Origin of the sequence: Flagellimonas marinaquae, assembly GCF_023716465.1 — a bacterium.
In the GTDB taxonomy this organism is placed as follows: domain Bacteria; phylum Bacteroidota; class Bacteroidia; order Flavobacteriales; family Flavobacteriaceae; genus Flagellimonas; species Flagellimonas alginolytica.
Window position 1 is genome coordinate 218,551 of the sequence record NZ_CP092415.1, and the last position, 15,277, is coordinate 233,827.

A 15,277-nucleotide genomic window follows, 5' to 3' on the forward strand; every position below is an offset into this window, starting at 1 on the left:
CATTTTTCCGACCAACGACACAAATTTATTTTTGTCCAAACATTAATAATCCATGTTGGGAAATTAGGTAAACCAACACAATTTTAACGCCCCCGTTTGACCAAAGGGCATTCTGAATTGACCAATGCGCAATTGGAATTAATTTTGAAGATATTATGTGCTTATATTTGAATGTATGAAGTGGAATCAAGCGATAAAAGATTACCAAAACTACTTAAAAATCGAACGGGGACTATCACCAAATACGATTTCCAATTATTCCATGGATATTCAAAAACTTGTAGGCTATCTGGAAGAGCAAGGCATAATTGAAAATGCGATCGAAATCGATAAGGATACCATTCAACAATTTATCTACGAGATCGCCAAGGTGGTAACGCCTAGAACTCAGGCTCGCATTATCTCTGGCCTTAAAGGCTTCTTTATTTATTTGGTTTTTGAAGATTACCGGGAGGATAATCCGATGGACTTGATAGAAACACCAAAAATTGGCAGAAAACTGCCGGACACCCTCTCCGAAGACGAAATCAATGAACTGATAGCCGCAATCGATTTGTCGAAGCCCGAGGGAGAAAGGAACAGGGCCATATTGGAAACCCTTTACGGGTGTGGACTAAGGGTCTCGGAACTCATCAACCTAAGACCTTCGGATTTGTATTTTGATGAGGATTTTATAAAAGTAACGGGGAAGGGGAACAAACAGCGATTTGTACCAATCAGCCAGGTGAACCAAAAATACATTGATATTTATCGTAATGAGATCCGTGTACACTTGCCGATAAAAAAGGAGCACGAAGACTTTGTATTTCTCAACCGCAGGGGCAAACAACTTACCCGCGCCATGATCTTTACCATAATAAAGCGACTTGCCGAAACGATTGGGCTTAAAAAGAATATCAGCCCCCATACTTTTCGCCATTCGTTTGCCACCCATCTTTTGGAAAACGGTGCAGACCTAAGGGCCATACAGCAAATGTTGGGGCACGAGAGCATTACCACAACCGAAGTGTACATGCATGTTAACAGGAAACACTTGATGGAAGTGCTCCATGAGTTTCATCCAAGAAAAAAAGACGCTTAATTTTTTACTAAGTTATCCCGCTTTACCCTATTCTGTTTTTTAAATGGGCGAATGATCAATCGGGCCTCTCGGTCGAAGCGGACATAATTGTACACCCAGTTGATAAATACCACTACCCTATTCCTAAAACCGATAAGAAAATATAAGTGTACGAACATCCACACAAACCAGGCAAATACCCCTTGAAACTTAAAATTGGGCATATCCACTACTGCTTTGTTCCTGCCCACCGTGGCCATACTCCCCTTATCCTTATACACAAAAGGCTTCATGGGTCTGCCCTCGAGCAGGCGAACTAAATTGTTTCCCAGGTTCCTTCCTTGCTGAATGGCAGGTTGTGCCATCATGGGATGGCCATGGGGATAGTCCTCACTTTCCATTTGGGCCACGTCGCCAATGGCAAAAACGTCTTCCAAGCCCTCAATTTGATGAAAATGGTTGACCCTTAAGCGCTCTCCCCTACAAAGCATTTCCTCGGCATCCAAACCTTTAAGACCAACAGCTTTAACCCCAGCGGCCCAAACCAAGGTTTCCGCATCAAAAATAGTCTTTGTATTGGTGGATACACGTTTGCCATCATAATTGGTTACCCGAATATTTTTCCAAACATTTACCCCTAGCTCTTCCAAGAATTTTTCGGCCTTTTGTGAAGCTTTTGCGCTCATGGCCGGCAAAAGCCTGTCGCCGCCCTGTACCAAATTTATTTGCGCTCTACGTGTATCCAGATCGGGATAATCCTTGGGCAGAATCCCTTTTTTTATCTCGGCCAATGCCCCTGCCAGTTCAACTCCTGTAGGTCCACCACCCACAATAACAAAATTCATTAAAGCATCACGCTCGTGGAGATCATCGGTAAGTAGAGCTTGCTCAAAATTCTCCAATATCAAACTTCTCAGGTTCAACGACTGTGGAATGGTCTTCATGGCCATTCCTTTGGTCTCTATACCTTTATTCCCAAAAAAATTGGTTTCGGAACCGGTCGCCACAACCAAATAGTCGTAGAAAATTTCACCTATATTGGTCTTTACCCTTTTGGTATCCGTTTTTATTTCTTCAACATTTGCCAACCTAAAAAAGAAATTGGGATAACCCTGCAATACTTTTCGAATGGGATAGGCAATGGAATCGGGTTCCAATCCACCCGTAGAAACTTGGTAAAGCAAGGGTTGAAAGTTGTGATAATTGTGCATATCCAAAAGCACTACTTGTGCTTCTTTCTTACTAAGTTTTTTGGCCAATGCTATACCACCAAAACCACCGCCGATGATAACGACCCTGGGAAAACTGGATTGAGGAATGTTCATGCTAGACATAGCTACAAATTTACGTATTCCGCATCAGCACATACCATCTCGGGACTGTTTTTTTGTATATTTAAGCGCTAACTCAAAAACCTTCCAACCATGAAAAAAATTCTCCCCTTCGGTGTATTGTTCCTTTTTGTCGCAATTGCCGTACATGCTCAAAAAAAGAAAAAGGATGTCATTAACCAATTAGAATCAAAATCTGAAACCTATATTGAAATTGCCCACGAAATTTGGGGCCTGGCGGAAATGGGCTATTTAGAGGAAAAAAGTTCGGCCCTTTTACAGAAAACCTTGTCTGAAGCTGGTTTCTCCATAGATGCCGGTATTGCCGGTATTCCAACGGCTTTTAAGGCGGAATATGGTTCCGGTTATCCCGTAATTGCCATTTTAGGGGAGTATGATGCCTTGCCCGGATTATCCCAAGAAGCAGTTCCCGAGAAAAAATCGGCAGGTGGTGCCGCCGGACATGCCTGTGGTCACCATCTATTTGGTACAGCCTCCACTGCTGCCGCAATTTCTGTAAAAGATTGGATGGAAGCCAACAATATTAAAGGAACCATTCGATTTTATGGATGCCCTGCAGAAGAGGGTGGATCAGGAAAAGTCTACATGGTCCGAGAAGGTGTTTTTAACGATGTGGACGTAGCCTTACATTGGCACCCAAGTGCTGCCAACGCAGCAAGTGCAGGTGCTGCATTGGCCAACAAATCTGCCAAATTTAGGTTTTACGGTGTTTCCGCCCACGCAGCCGCAGCTCCACAAATGGGAAGATCTGCCCTGGACGGTGTGGAGGCCATGAATGCTATGGTCAACATGATGAGGGAACATATTCCACAAGAAGCCAGAATACATTACGTAATAACAGATGGGGGCAAAGCTCCAAATGTTGTGCCCGACTATGCCGAGGTGTATTACTACGCAAGACATAACACAAGGGATGTGGTCGTAGATATTTTTGATAGAATTGTAAAGGCTGCAGAAGGTGCTGCCTTGGGTACAGGTACAACCATGGAATATGAAATGATCGGGGGCACACATGAACTTTTACCCAACCTTACCCTACAAAAAATAATGCACGATAACCTAACGACCGTTGGTGGTTTTACTTATAGTGATGAGGAAATAGCCTTCGCCGAAAAAATTTCTAAAAGTCTGGGCAAACCAAGTCTTGATCTAAAAACCGTAGAAACCGTGCAACCTTACCGCGAAACGGCACGTGCCTTTGGTTCTACAGATGTAGGTGATGTAAGTTTTACCGTACCCACCGCGGGAATGGGGGCCGCCACTTGGGTGCCCGGTACTCCCGCCCATAGTTGGCAAGCTGTTGCGGCAGGTGGTATGAGCATTGGGCACAAAGGGATGATGGTGGCCGCAAAAACCCTATCCTTGACCGCAATGGACCTTTTTCAAGATACCAAAACAGTGGAAGCTGCCAAAAAAGAACTGCAGGACAGAAGAGGAAAAGACTTTACATATGTGCCGATGTTGGGCAACAGACCGCCCGCTTTGGACTATCGTAAATAGAAATTTTCAATTTAAAGTGTAACAAATTCTACTTTTGTACTACTATTAAGTAGAGCAAACTTACCAACCGCTTAGTGAACAAAGAACTGGAACATCGATTTGTTACGGAACTTGAGGACAATCAGAACATTGTCCATAAGGTATGCAGTCTATATACCAACGACAAGGATTCGCACAATGATCTGTTCCAAGAAATCACGATTCAGTTGTGGAAAGCATATCCAAAGTTTCGAGGGGATTCCAAGTTTAGTACATGGATGTACCGCGTAGCCCTTAATACAGCGATAACGTTGTACCGCAAATCAAAAAAAAGGGTAAAGACCCAGGATTTTGATTCGGTACTCTATAAGATAAAGACTACCGATTACGACGATACCGAGGAGCGCCAATTAAAACTGATGTACGACGCCATAAAACAACTTGGCGATATCGACAAGGCTTTGGTTTTTCTTTATCTGGAGGACAAGGATTATTCGGAGATCGCCGAAACACTGGGTATTTCCGAAGTAAATGCAAGAGTGAAAATGAGCAGGGTGAAAACAAAATTAAAAACCATATTAAATCCATAGTTATGTTGGATGAACTGGAGCTGTTAAAAAAAGATTGGCAAAAACGGGAAGCGAACCTTCCCAAGTTGTCCTATGAGCAGATATATCCGATGATCAAGAAAAAATCCTCCTCCATAGTTAAGTGGATTTTCTATATCAGCATTATCGAGTTTGTGTTCTGGGCCGGAATCAATATTATTTTTAGCGGACCGGAGACCATGGAGGAGCTCAAAGCCATGCACATTCATAAGGTGATTATGGTTCTAAACGTGGTCAACTACGGTATAATCCTATATTTTATACTTAAGTTCTACAACAATTACAAAAAGATATCCTTCACGGATTCGTCCCGTAATTTGATGAAAACCATATTAAAAGTAAAACGAACCGTTACCCAATATGTTTGGTTCAACCTCATCATTTTCACTACTTATCTAATCATAAATATGTACGGCGTACTTATTTATGGACCCGAGGGCAAAAAAATTATCGAGGCTGCCTCACAGGATGGGAATACTATGGCATTTTGGGCCATGGTAATCGGTATTTCCGTGGTTTTTACTGCCATAATCCTATTTTTGATCTGGCTGTTTTACAAACTGCTCTATGGAATTTTATTAAAAAGGCTTCGCAGAAACTACAACGACCTCAAACGTTTGGAAGTCTAACTTTCCAGTTTGCCCTTGTAACTGTAACGTCTTTTTTGATTTTCCTCTTCGTAGGCCAAAAGCTCTTTTTGTGGAATTACTTTAAGGAATGATGGGTGTTGCTCAATCGCGTACTCCAATTTTTCCAAAATGGAAGCAATGGATTCGTTATCGTAATCAATATCCAAAGGTTCTTTTATTTGCATGGACTGCAAAATCCCCTTCTTTTTAACACGAAGGCCTTTTTTATCAAAAGACCTACGAAAACCATCTATAACAACGGGCACCACGATGGGTCTGTACTTTTTAATAATATGCGCCGTTCCTTTGCGCAAAGGTTTCCAAGGCGTAGTGGTCCCCTGCGGAAAGGTTATTACCCATCCGTCGTCCAGCGCTTTCCCGATATTGGAAATGTCGCTGAATTTTACTTGCCGGTTCACATCTTGTCCATCCGCTCTCCAAGTCCTTTCAATACTAATGGAGCCTGCGTAGGCCAAAATTTTGGTCAAGAGACTCTTTTTCATGGTCTCCTTGGCCGCAACATAATAAATGTTGAGTTTGGGGTTCCATAAATAGCCCAAATTTTTAATGGAATCGTCCCTGCCCTTTAAACTGGCATTAAAAACATGGAACATAGCCACCACATCGGCAAAATATGTTTGATGGTTGCTTACAAAAAGTACATTGTTCTCAGGAAGTTCACGAATCACCTGTGATCCTTCGATTTCAAGTGTGTTAAATCCTTTATAACGCTGATGCGTCATCATACCAGCGATACGAATCAACCATCGTTTTAAAAATAAGATATGTCCAAAAGGGTTCTTCTTGAATAGCCCCATGTGCTGTGTTGATTAGATTGCAAATTTACAAAATAGCGATTAAAGCACTTGCCGTAAAAGTTCTTTGATCTCGCTCAACATCATGGCGGTAGCCCCCCAAACCGTGTAACCGTTTAACTTAAAGGCCGGTACATTGATATTTTTTGCATAGGATGTACTCAATATTTCTTGAATATGGTTGGAATCGTCCATAAAATCCTTTAAATAGACCTCTACCAGACTCTCTACTTCTTTCTCTTCCTTTACAAATGGCTTGGGCTGCGGGTAAACTCCAATATATGGTTTTACCAAAAAATTGCTCGGTGGTATGTACACTTCGCTTAATCCCTTGATCACTTCTATCTCTTTTGGAGGCACACCCACTTCTTCGTGTGTTTCCCGAAGAGCGGTATCCCTTAAGTCTTTATCCATCGTTTCCACTTTTCCACCCGGGAATCCGATCTGGTTGGAATGTACCCCTTTATACACTTTCCTAAGAATTAAAAGAAGCCTGGTCTCTTGTTCAACGTCCGGATAGAACAAAGCCATAACCCCTGCCCTTTTTGGGTTTACATCTTCCACCTTGTTCTGTTTTAACCACTGAATCCGAAGGTCCGGAGACATTTTATTGTGAGAATCCGTTCCCGGAAGTGGGAGATTTTTTAATTTTAGAGCAAGTTGATAAAATTCATTAAAATCCATGCTGTTGAGACAATCGGCTTTAATCACAAGTTTATTATTTCTTTTACTCGCTTCATGCGGAGAATCACCAAAAAAAGAAAACAACAAAGTTCAGGAAAATATTGCAAATACGGATAGCCTTGCACAGGCTCCAGTGGATTCCCTAAAAGTCGAAGAAGAGAAAGAACCGTTCAAGCTAACGGAGGAAAATGCCATCGATTTCTTTTTTAACTATGCCAAAACCTTAACAAAGAACAGGGTAAAGATTACCACGACCATGGGAAGTTTTACTGTAGAACTGTATGACAATGTTCCATACCATAAGGCAAATTTTATCTATTTGGCCAAACAACATTATTTTGATAGTACACAATTCCATAGAGTGGTCAAGGACTTTATAATTCAAGGGGGCAATTCGGACGATAAGCGTACTGCTAAAAAACGTGGTAAAATCGGTAGATATTTACTACCGCCCGATGCCAAAAAAGGGCACAAGCACCATAGGGGCACAATTTCCATGCCCAGTAGCGAAAGGGACAACCCACACAAACTGGCTTCGCCCTACGAATTTTTTATAGTGGTAACAAACCCGGGGTCCTACCACCTTGATGGATCTTACACTCCATTTGGCCATGTGGTGGAAGGAATAGATGTTGTGGATGCCATTAACAATGTTCCGGTCGGTGATGGGGATTGGCCTTGGCAGAACATTTATATTCTGAAAGCCGAAGTATTATAAATTTATTTGTAACTACTTATTGTAACCCATACCTTGGTCACCAAACTTTGTTTTGGAATTTCTTTTTCCAAAATTCTTCTGGCCGTTGTTGTCTTTTTTTCATAAACCGAAACAAGGGCAGCCACAATGATCAGGTTTTTTAAGATGTACTGACCGAGCAAGGTGAGCGATAACGGCTCTTCACCAAAAACTTCCCCAGGAAAAAAGAAAAGAGGCAAAAATGTACAGGCCATATGAATCAACGATAGAACTACAGCTTGTTGGCGCATAAAACCAACAATCAATAAAACACCCAAGGTAACCTCGCCAATGGCCAAAATCAGAATGGAGAATTGATCCGGTATTAGGCCCAAAGTAAGCTGATGTATGGTGTTCTTTGCCAAATCTTCGGCAGGACTTAGATTTGGAAAAAACTTTAACCCACCAAACCAACAATATATCAGACCTACCGAAACAACGAGCAATTTTTCTTTAAACGATATTTTCAAAAGATCGGGATTTAATTCTTGAATTGATTCATTAGTTCAGGATTTACCTTTACCCTGTTTTGGGAGAATCTATAGGACACTCCCACATTGATCAAATAATCCGCAAAAGCAGCATCTCCCGCTCTGGGCTCCCCTGTAACTTCTTGTGTTTGAAGGTCGGTCACACTTTGGGGACGCTCTCTTCTCACTGCGAACGGAACATTAAGGTTCAATGAAAAGTTATCTTTAATAAATGCTATACCGGGATCAATGGAAAGTACGTTTCCCGGCCTTCTAAAACCCGCGTTGCCTCCGATAAGGTCTTTTACCGGAACACCTTCGTACCGCGCTCCCAATGAAGCTGAAATGGCAGAACTTATAAGATGACTGATCCCTGCACGGACAGAGAATTGATCTGGAACAGCCATAATTGCTTCATTTTGCAAAATAGGACTTAAAGTTTCCCTAAAAGTTCTTGTTCCGTTGGTCTCTCTTGGATTTAAAAGATAAAAACCACCCCCATAGGCAAAAAAACCTTCTCCGATCTTTCGATAAAACTGAAAATCCAACGTTATTCCAAAACCACCATCTCCCGGCTGTATACTTTGATCAACAGGTCTCACCTGTGGCCCATCGTTGGGTCCAACGTTGTAAAAAATATCGGATGCGTTGTAGTTGCCGGTAGGCAACTTTACACCCAATCCCAATGCCAAATTTCCATTTTGATTTTTTTCGAGATCAAACAACCAAAAGCCCACACCTGCTCTAATGTCCGCCAAACCCCTGGAAAATGTGGTGTTACGCTCTTCTCGACCATGTTCGTACAAGGACGACCTGGTATTTATTACGGTCGGGATCGTTATACTGGCATACCACCTATCCGATATACCATAGGTTAAAAAGAAATCCCAGGAATGCGAATGGTTGATAACCTCTGTTTCATTGGAAACTCTATCGGGTTCTTCTTCCGTGCCCCTAAAGTGTCGAAAAGATTTAAAATACCTATAGTTACTACCAACCTGTATGTCGCCCGGACCTAACAAATTGTTTTCCAAAGTGTTTCCAACACAAGATGAGAAATGTCTAATGGCAACGCATCCCTGTGCCATTAATTCATGGAATCCCATAATGGAAACCAGCATGAACATGAAAATTTTAAGTGATCGTGATGTCATCATTGAATAATCGGTTATTTAGTTTGCTCAATAAGCAATGTAGAACTATATAACCCTGATAAGGACTAACAAAAACGTAAAAAAGATTAAGACACGGTTAATGCCACTAAAAAAGCATTAATTCAAATTCTTAAAAAGCAAGGGACGATCTTTTAAGCTGCTTTCTTGTAGATACTCGGTAAGCTAACTCTAAAAACAACCGCGATCAAGCGAATAATTATCACAACCAAAATCGCAGCAATGTAAGCGTAGCTGTCCTTTATCGGGAACTGGGAAAACAAGAAATAACTGGCACCGCCTAAAATACAGGCCGTGGCATAAATCTCCTTTCTAAAAATAACGGGAATCTCATTGCAAAGGATGTCACGGGTTACGCCACCAAAACAGGCCGTCATAGTACCGAGAAAAACACACATAATGGGCAATAACTCGGCTTCCAACCCTTTTTCCACACCGACCATGGTATAAAGTCCGATACCAATTGTATCGAACAAAAACAACGATCGCCTTAAATACTTAAGTTTGTTCACAAAAATAATGGCAAATACTACGGAGATAAAAATAGTGGTTACATAGGTCAGGTCCTGCATCCAACCCACCGGTGTATTACCAATCAGCAAATCCCTAAGTGTACCACCGCCAATGGCCGTAACAAATGCAATAATTAAAACCCCGAAGAGGTCCAACCGTTTTTCCATGGCCACCAAAACCCCAGAAATAGCAAAGGCTATGGTTCCTAAAATATCAATGGTTTGATATAACATCCTTACATTTTTTGAGTGTAATAGTTGTAATCCTTGATGACCACATCCACAAATTCGATAGGTTGTAACGAAGTCTGTACCTTCGTCACCTCCTTGATCCTTTGGTCCAAAGAAACAATAATATTATGGTTTCCATTCAATTTGGCCTTGTCATACAATTCTTTGATGGTCTGCATTTCCTGATCCTTAAAAACCGTTACTTGCGGAAAGGTGGGTTTATAATCTTCGGGCAATTCACGTAATAGGGTATCCTTCAGGGATATGCGCTTTTTTTCACTGATCACTGTAGTTCCCGCGGCTATATCTCCAATACGCTGGCCTTTACCCCTGATCAAAATAGTGAGTACGGCAGCTCCTCCAGAGGTTAGGCTCACATCTATAATGCGCAGGGCCCAGCGAACAAAGTAATTTCCAAAGTTAGGTTTGGAGCCATCCAACTTGACCACTCTTAGTTTCATGGCACTCTTACCTATGGTCTTGCCATCCATCAAGGTTTCAAAAAGTAAATAATAAAAAAAAGCAGGTAAACTGAGTATTAAATAGAAAGCCCATTGATCTTCGATCTCGATATCCAACGAAACCAAAAAAACAATCATCAAAATAAAATACACCATAATAATAAAGCTATCTATAATATAAGCCAGCATACGCTCACCCAAGTGAGACGTGTTTTGGTTGATAGTTATATTTTGGGCCGTTTCTATTTGAAATTGTTCCATAAATTAGTTTCTTTACTTTTAAACCAAAAGATTTAATGCGCGAGGCCGCTTTTGTAAGGCAAAATAAGGATAAATGGGCCGCTTTTGAAAATGCTCTGCTCCACAAAGGACAACTTCACCCAGACGAGCTTTCGGATCTTTACATTGAGATTACCGATCATCTGAGTTACGCAAAAACGTTTTACCCGGGCAGCAACACGCAGATTTATCTGAACACACTTGCCTCCCAAGCACATCAGAAAATTTACAAGACCAAACGGGAATCCAGAAACCGTATTGTACATTTTTGGAAAATCGAGTTTCCGACCATGTTCAAGAACCATCATCGGGAATTGCTGATTTCATTCTTGGTATTTTCCTTTTTTGCGGTTGTGGGCGCTTTCTCCTCTGCAAACGAAGGTGACTTTGTGCGGTCCATTTTAGGTAACGGCTATGTAAACATGACCCTGGAAAATATTGAAAAAGGCGACCCAATGGCCGTGTATAAGGAACAAGGCGCCTTTAATATGTTCTTGGGCATTACCATAAACAACATCAAAGTCGCCATATATGCATTTGCCTTTGGGATTTTTTTGGGCGTGGGCACACTTTATATTATGATGCAGAACGGTATTATGTTGGGGAGTTTTCAATACTTTTTCTACGAGAAAGGATTGTTATGGGAATCCGCAAGAACCATTTGGATCCACGGTACCATAGAAATTTCCGTAATCGTTATCGCAGGCTGTGCCGGATTGGTCTTGGCCAATGGAATCTTATTCCCTGGCACTTACACTCGATTGGAATCGTTTAAAAGAGGGGTTAAAAATGGCCTTAAAATAATGGTGAGCACCGTTCCTTTTTTTATTATGGCCGGCTTCTTGGAAGGGTTTGTAACCCGGCACACCGAAATGCCGGACTGGTTGGCAATTTTAATTATACTGTCTTCGTTAGCATTGATCATATTCTATTACATTATATATCCAAATCAAATCCATAGAAAAAACCAACATGCAAACAACCAATAAATATATCGAGTTTAAAAAACAACGGGAACTGGGAGAAATTCTTTCGGACTGTTTCGGTTTTATTAGAAACGAGTTTAAAACATTTTTTAGGACCATTTTAAAAATTGTGGGGCCCTATATTTTGGTTATGCTGATCTCCATGGGGTTCTACATGTACACTATAGGCGATATTTTTAGTTTAAGCACCTTTGGGAGCACCCCCAGCGCGGCATTCTCGCCCATTATTATGGTTTTGGCCGTAGCGGCTTTGATGTTCAGTTCCGTTGCAGCCTACGTTCTGGCACAAGGCACTGTGCTACATTATATAAAGTCGTACATCAACAATAAAGGAAACATAAACTTTGAGGAAATCCACAAAGGGGTGTACGGCTCCTTTTGGTCGCTAATCGGCTTGGGGATTTTGGTAGGCCTGTCGGTAATGGTCGGCATTTTTCTTTGCGTAATTCCCGGAATATATTTAGCCGTTCCTCTTTCCATATCTTTTGCCATTCTGGTATTTCTTAAAAAAGATGCCATGGAATCCTATCAATATAGTTTTACCCTGATCAAAGAAAACTGGTGGATCACATTTGCGACCCTTTTTGTGATCTATATTATCGTGGCGATTGCCTCCTATGCTTTTAGTTTGCCCAGTGTAATCTATATGTGGATAAAAATGGGGGTGTTTTCCGGAGAAATGGATGCTGAAAGTATGAATGTTTTTAACGACCCCATTTATCTCATTTTAAATATTCTGAGCACTTTGGTCCAATTCTTAATGAACATCATTTTTTTGGTGGCCACTTCCTTGATATTTTTCAACCTAAACGAAAAGAAAAATTTTACAGGTACTTTTGAACGCATCGAAAGCCTGGGAAAATCATCGGAGGAATAGATGCAAAAATTACTGATCTTATCATACGTGCTTTTTTCTTGGACAATTCTTTTTGCCCAGAACGACACCCTTGTAAAGTATGATAAATCGGATATTGCCCCTGTACAGTTCCAAAAAAGTGACCTGGATACCTATAAGAATGATTCAAAATTCAATTATGAAGAGGTAAAAACGGAAAGCACTTGGTTCACGGATGTGATCAACTGGTTCTACAATCTTTTACGAAGATTTTTTGAGTGGATCTTTGGTGTAGGCAATGCAGAAGGCTATTTGGCCGTGTTTTTGGAGATTCTCCCCTATTTGCTCCTTGCCCTATTCCTGTATTTGGTAATCCGCTTTTTTGTAAGGTCGAACATACAGGGCAAGGGTAAAAAAAATAAGAACCCCAACATGGTCTCATTGTCGGAAGATGAACACATTATTAAAAATGAAGATATTGAACAATTGATAAAAAATGCCCTGAGCGATAAAAATTACCGCCTTGCCATTCGATATCAATACCTGTTTATCCTACAATTATTATCGGAACACGAATGGATAGATTGGCAACAACAAAAAACCAACGATGATTATTTGGAGGAATTATCGACAAGTCCGTTGTTGGACGATTTTGGCAGAGCCACCGTTCTTTATGATTATGTATGGTACGGCGAGTTTGAGTTAAACTGGGAACGCTATACCAAAGCCGAAACCATTTTCAAATCCTTAAAAAATGCATTGAACAATGTCTAAAAAAGGATGGATCTATATAATAATAGGTGGGCTTGCGCTAGGAATCATTTTTGTGATGGAATACAATAAACCCAAAAAAGTAAATTGGTTTCCATCGTTCGTGTCCCATCATAAAATTCCTTACGGCACCTACGTACTGAACGATCTTATGGAAACATACTTTCCAAATAGGATTCAGCAAGTACAAAAACCGCCTTTTGAACTGTTGACCCGCACCGATTCCATACAAGGCGCCTATTTTTTTGTGAATGAATCCGTTTCTTTTGAAGAAGCCGAGCTCAATGCCCTATTGGAATGGGTAGAACAGGGCAACCACCTATTTGTGGCGTCGAACTCTTTTGAAAGAAAATTGTTGGATACCCTCAACTTAGATATTCAAAATGTATATAATAGTGGACAATTGGAGCCCATTTTTCATTATCAATTGGTCAACCCAAAATTGCAAAGTCCAAAAGTAAAGTACACCAAAGATTATTATACCACTGGTTTTGATCAAATAGATACCTTGAGAACCACAATTTTAGGTGAAGTACAGGCTAAAGGCGATAGCACGGAAACCATCAAAAAATATGTGAATACCATAAAACAATCATTCGGTAAGGGAGAAATTGTTTTGAGCGCCTTTCCCAAAGCATTTACCAATTACTTTATCCTAAAGGATAACAATTTGGAATATACCGCCGGGCTTTTGGCCTATCTTCCCAAGAAAGGGCCAATATTTATGGACAACTTCCACAAATCCGGTAAATCCTTCTATACTTCTCCGATGTATCTTTTCCTGAACACCAAAGAGTTTAAATGGGCTTACTATCTGGCACTTATCGGCGCATTGATCTATATTGTTTTTGAAGGGAAACGGAAACAACGCGCCATTCCCGTGGTACCCCCTCTAAAAAATCAGACCTTGGCGTTTACACGGACCATTGCAGACATGTACTTTGAAAAAGGAGAGTTACAATTGATTACAAAACATAAAACTGAGTACTTTTTGGAATACTTAAGGACCAAACTGCATGTTTCCACCCAAAATTTGGATGATGAAACATTTTTGAAGCACCTGGCCATACGTGGCAATTCCACGGAAGAGGAAGTAAGGTCCTTAATGGGATTGATCGTAAATTTGAGAACCAAAGACCATATTACCGAAATAGAATTACAAAATCTGAACAATAAAATACAAGCATTTAAAGCAAACGTTGATGGAAAATAACGAAACAAACGACTTGGACTTTAACAGCAGGGTACCCTTGGAAGAACTTAGGAATACCGTAGAGCAGATAAAAAAGGAGTTGTCCACCATAATTGTTGGGCAAAAAGATTTTATAGAACTACTGATCATATCCATATTGGCAGATGGGCACGCTTTAATCGAGGGTGTCCCCGGCATTGCAAAAACGGTAACCGCCAAGCTTTTTGCAAAAACCCTTAAAACAGAGTTTAAACGCATTCAGTTTACCCCCGACCTAATGCCCAGCGATATTCTGGGAACCTCGGTTTTCAATGCCAAGACCACGGAGTTCGAATTTAAAAAGGGGCCCATTTTTTCGAATATTATTTTGATCGATGAGATAAACCGTGCTCCCGCCAAAACCCAGGCCGCCCTTTTTGAGACCATGGAGGAAAGACAGGCTACGGTTGATGGCACCACCTATAAAATGAGCGAGCCTTTTATGGTTCTTGCCACTCAGAACCCGATTGAACAAGAGGGGACCTACGCTCTTCCCGAAGCACAACTGGACCGCTTTCTTTTTAAGATTAAAGTAAGCTATCCTTCGGTCGAGGAAGAAGTTGCAATACTCAAGAACCATCACGAACGTAAGGGCGAAAAACCACAAGATCAAATAAAAGCAGTTTTGTCGCCCAAAAAACTGTCGGAATTTAAAAAGAACATCCACGAGGTGGTCGTAGAACAAAAAATTCTGGATTATATCGCCAACATTATAAACCTGACAAGAACCCATCCACACTTGTATTTGGGCGCTTCTCCCAGAGCATCCATTGCAACGTTAACGGCCGCGAAGGCCTTTGCTGCTATTTCCGGCCGGGATTTTGTAATCCCGGAGGATGTAAAAAAAGCATTGCTCCCTGTGCTCAATCATAGAGTGATTTTAACCCCAGAGCGAGAAATGGAGGGAATGACCACTGAAAATGTGATTGCCATGATCATGGAATCCGTTGAAATCCCCAGATAGGC

The 15,277-nt window shown here is 41.1% G+C and carries 17 protein-coding genes; 10 read left to right on the forward strand and 7 right to left on the reverse strand.

What is annotated here, in order from left to right:
* Positions 1–175 precede the first annotated feature (175 nt).
* Positions 176–1,081, forward strand: coding sequence for a site-specific tyrosine recombinase XerD (gene xerD, locus MJO53_RS00970; RefSeq protein WP_252080081.1), 906 nt, complete (start codon positions 176–178; stop codon positions 1,079–1,081).
* On the opposite strand, the gene MJO53_RS00975 is transcribed toward xerD, so the two are convergent.
* Positions 1,078–2,385 (reverse strand): NAD(P)/FAD-dependent oxidoreductase, encoded by a 1,308-nt coding sequence (locus MJO53_RS00975; RefSeq protein ID WP_252081255.1) that lies wholly within the window; start codon positions 2,383–2,385, stop codon positions 1,078–1,080. The two genes, xerD and MJO53_RS00975, sit on opposite strands and share 4 nt — an antisense overlap.
* Positions 2,386–2,484: 99 nt before the next feature.
* Here MJO53_RS00975 and MJO53_RS00980 point away from each other — a divergent pair, with 99 nt between their 5' ends.
* The 3 genes from MJO53_RS00980 to MJO53_RS00990 all read left to right on the forward strand — a co-directional run bounded on the left by MJO53_RS00980 (position 2,485) and on the right by MJO53_RS00990 (position 5,128).
* Positions 2,485–3,912 (forward strand): amidohydrolase, encoded by a 1,428-nt coding sequence (locus MJO53_RS00980; protein ID WP_252080082.1) that lies wholly within the window; start codon positions 2,485–2,487, stop codon positions 3,910–3,912.
* A gap of 74 nt (positions 3,913–3,986) precedes the next feature.
* Complete coding sequence (locus MJO53_RS00985) at positions 3,987–4,481, forward strand: RNA polymerase sigma factor (RefSeq protein ID WP_224836494.1); 495 nt, start codon at positions 3,987–3,989, stop codon at positions 4,479–4,481.
* A 2-nt stretch (positions 4,482–4,483) separates the two neighbouring features.
* Entirely contained in the window at positions 4,484–5,128 is a 645-nt protein-coding gene (locus tag MJO53_RS00990) for a hypothetical protein (RefSeq protein WP_224836493.1), read from the forward strand.
* Here MJO53_RS00990 and MJO53_RS00995 read toward each other — a convergent pair.
* Both MJO53_RS00995 and MJO53_RS01000 read right to left on the reverse strand, forming a co-directional pair.
* A complete protein-coding gene (locus MJO53_RS00995) occupies positions 5,125–5,946 on the reverse strand; it encodes a lysophospholipid acyltransferase family protein (RefSeq protein ID WP_224836492.1) in 822 nt (273 codons plus the stop codon). The genes MJO53_RS00990 and MJO53_RS00995 overlap by 4 nt on opposite strands.
* A gap of 39 nt (positions 5,947–5,985) precedes the next feature.
* Positions 5,986–6,627: an NUDIX hydrolase gene (locus tag MJO53_RS01000; RefSeq protein WP_252080083.1), complete on the reverse strand. Its 642-nt coding sequence runs from the start codon at positions 6,625–6,627 to the stop codon at positions 5,986–5,988.
* Between MJO53_RS01000 and MJO53_RS01005 the strand changes: the two genes are divergently transcribed.
* Positions 6,626–7,345, forward strand: a complete 720-nt coding sequence (locus tag MJO53_RS01005) for a peptidylprolyl isomerase (protein ID WP_252080084.1) — start codon at positions 6,626–6,628, stop codon at positions 7,343–7,345. The genes MJO53_RS01000 and MJO53_RS01005 overlap by 2 nt on opposite strands.
* A 2-nt stretch (positions 7,346–7,347) precedes the next feature.
* Here the strand turns inward: MJO53_RS01005 and MJO53_RS01010 are convergent, their stop codons facing one another.
* From MJO53_RS01010 to MJO53_RS01025, 4 genes are all read right to left on the reverse strand, one after another.
* A complete protein-coding gene (locus MJO53_RS01010; RefSeq protein ID WP_252080086.1) occupies positions 7,348–7,833 on the reverse strand; it encodes a hypothetical protein in 486 nt (161 codons plus the stop codon).
* 11 nt (positions 7,834–7,844) lie between these two features.
* Positions 7,845–8,954 (reverse strand): hypothetical protein, encoded by a 1,110-nt coding sequence (locus tag MJO53_RS01015; protein ID WP_252080087.1) that lies wholly within the window; start codon positions 8,952–8,954, stop codon positions 7,845–7,847.
* A 185-nt stretch (positions 8,955–9,139) separates the two neighbouring features.
* A complete protein-coding gene (locus tag MJO53_RS01020; RefSeq protein WP_252080089.1) occupies positions 9,140–9,751 on the reverse strand; it encodes a trimeric intracellular cation channel family protein in 612 nt (203 codons plus the stop codon).
* A 2-nt stretch (positions 9,752–9,753) separates the two neighbouring features.
* Positions 9,754–10,470, reverse strand: a complete 717-nt coding sequence (locus tag MJO53_RS01025) for an RDD family protein (RefSeq protein ID WP_224836486.1) — start codon at positions 10,468–10,470, stop codon at positions 9,754–9,756.
* A gap of 35 nt (positions 10,471–10,505) precedes the next feature.
* Here MJO53_RS01025 and MJO53_RS01030 point away from each other — a divergent pair, with 35 nt between their 5' ends.
* From MJO53_RS01030 to MJO53_RS01050, 5 genes are read left to right on the forward strand one after another with little or no spacing between them, the layout of a single operon-like run.
* Positions 10,506–11,477, forward strand: coding sequence for a stage II sporulation protein M (locus MJO53_RS01030; protein ID WP_224836485.1), 972 nt, complete (start codon positions 10,506–10,508; stop codon positions 11,475–11,477).
* Complete coding sequence (locus MJO53_RS01035; protein ID WP_224836484.1) at positions 11,461–12,351, forward strand: hypothetical protein; 891 nt, start codon at positions 11,461–11,463, stop codon at positions 12,349–12,351. The genes MJO53_RS01030 and MJO53_RS01035 overlap by 17 nt, the downstream gene beginning before the upstream one ends.
* Complete coding sequence (locus MJO53_RS01040; RefSeq protein ID WP_224836483.1) at positions 12,352–13,083, forward strand: DUF4129 domain-containing protein; 732 nt, start codon at positions 12,352–12,354, stop codon at positions 13,081–13,083.
* The gene (locus tag MJO53_RS01045; RefSeq protein ID WP_252080091.1) at positions 13,076–14,293 is read left to right on the forward strand and encodes a DUF4350 domain-containing protein; all 1,218 of its coding nucleotides are present in this window, start codon (positions 13,076–13,078) and stop codon (positions 14,291–14,293) included. Before MJO53_RS01040 ends, MJO53_RS01045 begins: the two co-directional genes overlap by 8 nt.
* Positions 14,283–15,275 carry an AAA family ATPase gene (locus MJO53_RS01050; protein WP_252080093.1) on the forward strand — a complete coding sequence of 331 codons (993 nt, stop codon included), beginning with the start codon at positions 14,283–14,285 and terminating at the stop codon, positions 15,273–15,275. The genes MJO53_RS01045 and MJO53_RS01050 overlap by 11 nt, the downstream gene beginning before the upstream one ends.
* The last annotated feature ends 2 nt before the right edge of the window (positions 15,276–15,277 follow it).

Bases quoted from the DNA above. Each gene is read 5' to 3' on its own strand.
- MJO53_RS00990 (WP_224836493.1), top strand. From the start codon at position 4,484: ATGTTGGATGAACTGGAGCTGTTAAAAAAAGATTGGCAAAAACGGGAA.
- MJO53_RS01015 (WP_252080087.1), bottom strand. From the start codon at position 8,954: ATGCTGGTTTCCATTATGGGATTCCATGAATTAATGGCACAGGGATGC.
- xerD (WP_252080081.1), top strand. From the start codon at position 176: ATGAAGTGGAATCAAGCGATAAAAGATTACCAAAACTACTTAAAAATC.
- MJO53_RS01005 (WP_252080084.1), top strand. From the start codon at position 6,626: ATGCTGTTGAGACAATCGGCTTTAATCACAAGTTTATTATTTCTTTTA.
- MJO53_RS00975 (WP_252081255.1), bottom strand. From the start codon at position 2,385: ATGAACATTCCTCAATCCAGTTTTCCCAGGGTCGTTATCATCGGCGGT.
- MJO53_RS01020 (WP_252080089.1), bottom strand. From the start codon at position 9,751: ATGTTATATCAAACCATTGATATTTTAGGAACCATAGCCTTTGCTATT.
- MJO53_RS01040 (WP_224836483.1), top strand. From the start codon at position 12,352: ATGCAAAAATTACTGATCTTATCATACGTGCTTTTTTCTTGGACAATT.
- MJO53_RS00995 (WP_224836492.1), bottom strand. From the start codon at position 5,946: ATGGGGCTATTCAAGAAGAACCCTTTTGGACATATCTTATTTTTAAAA.
- MJO53_RS01000 (WP_252080083.1), bottom strand. From the start codon at position 6,627: ATGGATTTTAATGAATTTTATCAACTTGCTCTAAAATTAAAAAATCTC.
- MJO53_RS01050 (WP_252080093.1), top strand. From the start codon at position 14,283: ATGGAAAATAACGAAACAAACGACTTGGACTTTAACAGCAGGGTACCC.
- MJO53_RS01035 (WP_224836484.1), top strand. From the start codon at position 11,461: ATGCAAACAACCAATAAATATATCGAGTTTAAAAAACAACGGGAACTG.
- MJO53_RS00980 (WP_252080082.1), top strand. From the start codon at position 2,485: ATGAAAAAAATTCTCCCCTTCGGTGTATTGTTCCTTTTTGTCGCAATT.
- MJO53_RS01030 (WP_224836485.1), top strand. From the start codon at position 10,506: ATGCGCGAGGCCGCTTTTGTAAGGCAAAATAAGGATAAATGGGCCGCT.
- MJO53_RS01045 (WP_252080091.1), top strand. From the start codon at position 13,076: ATGTCTAAAAAAGGATGGATCTATATAATAATAGGTGGGCTTGCGCTA.
- MJO53_RS01025 (WP_224836486.1), bottom strand. From the start codon at position 10,470: ATGGAACAATTTCAAATAGAAACGGCCCAAAATATAACTATCAACCAA.